This is a genomic window from Streptomyces sp. NPDC012888 (genome assembly GCF_042900645.1).
GTDB lineage: Bacteria > Actinomycetota > Actinomycetes > Streptomycetales > Streptomycetaceae > Streptomyces.
Genome location: NZ_JBIBBM010000031.1, coordinates 1 through 1,578, shown reverse-complemented (window position 1 = coordinate 1,578; position 1,578 = coordinate 1). Strand labels below are relative to the sequence as shown.

The 1,578-nt window shown below is 69.5% G+C and carries 1 protein-coding gene; it reads left to right on the top strand.

What is annotated here, in order from left to right:
- Positions 1–339: 339 nt before the first annotated feature.
- A complete protein-coding gene (locus ACFY61_RS31980; RefSeq protein WP_389477994.1) occupies positions 340–1,320 on the top strand; it encodes a DUF1768 domain-containing protein in 981 nt (326 codons plus the stop codon).
- The last annotated feature ends 258 nt before the right edge of the window (positions 1,321–1,578 follow it).

Here is a 1,578-nt window from a genome sequence, read left to right as displayed (position 1 = left end):
GAAACAAGGGCAAAGGGTGCCCGATCCCTACGGGTCCGCCCGGCTGCCCGGCGGAGCCGGGGGCGGCGGCCCAACCCGCCCTCCGGGCGGGAAGCCCCACCTTCACCCACCCGGAAGGTGCATGAGACGACCCGTCCCAGGGGCACCCCACACCTCTACGCGCTCCTGCGATCTCAGTGTCCCCGTCCCATCTGTGGCCGGACATAGACCGCACACGATCGCCACGCGCTCCTGCCGTCCCGCGGCCGACGGGCCGTCTGGGGCACGGCGCAACGCGTCCTGCAGGCCGTCTTGGCAGGAAACGGTGGGCGGTTCGGCGTGCACGGTTAACGTGCTCGCATGACTTGGCGGGGACCGACGTATCGGGTGGTCGACGGCGAGATGGTCGACGGGGTGTGGCGCCACGTCTGGTGCCGCAGTTGGAGCGGCGGCTACCACGTGGAGGATCTTCTCGTCTTCGCCGACGGGACCATCCGGTGCGAGAGGGTCACGGACATCTCCAGTCTCACCCGCCAGTTGGCCGCCGGCCGCATCTCCCCGACCGACCCCTCGGCACGGCGAGTCGTGCCCGAGACGTCGAAATGGAGCTCCCGAAGGAGCGAACCGCTCACCCACGAGAGCTTCGTCCTCGAAGTCGTGGACCAGATCGAGGCCCTCAACGGCCGTCCCACGACGGTCGACCGTTGCTGGGAAGCGATCGACCGCTACCGGGAAGACCCCAGCGAGCCCCACCGCATCTCACTCCGTCAGGCCTACCTGCGGATCCCCCGACACCTGCGTGCACACGTCCTCGGCGACATGGAACTCCAGGACAGACCACTCCGCATACTCTCGACCGAGGTGGGACACGCCGTCGACGGCGACGGCCCGGTGGTCACGCCCTTCATGCACCAACAGGCCCTCGACTACTTCCTGCGCAGGCAGGAACCCGCCCCCATTCCCACGGACTTCAACACCTCGATCACCATCGAGCCGTCGGCCTCCAGTGAATGGCCCACCGACACCGGTCTCCTGGTCCTCCGCAACGAGCACCCGTCGCCCATAACGCTGGACGGCCAGTCCTATCCGTCCGTCGCCACGGCATTCCAGCTCAACACCGACGCCGTCCCTCTCTCCCTGATGGCCGACCTCCTCCGCGCGAAGTTCACCCAGCACCCACAGCTCGCCGAAGTGCTCCTCGCCACCGAGGACGCCCGGCTGAACTACGTCGACAGCTCCTCCTTCTGGGGCGCGCACGGCCGCAACTGGCTCGGCCGCCTCCTGGAGCTGATCCGCTCCGAACTCCTCGCAGGATCCCGCCCCCACCGCCCCGAGACGTAGCCGACGGACCGCCCCTGCCTCCCCCTCCCCCTCCCCCTCCCCCTCGGGCGGTCTATGTCCAGCCACAGACGGGACGGGGACACCGAGACGGCAGAAGCGCGTAGCGATCCGGGGTGCCCCTGGGACGGCCCGCCTCATGCACCTTCCGGGTGGGTGAAGGTGGGGCCTTCCGCCCGGAGGGCGGTTCGGCCGCCGCCCCCGGCCCCGGACAGCTAACGGGCGCACCCGTAGGGAATGGGCACCCCTTGCCCTTGTTTT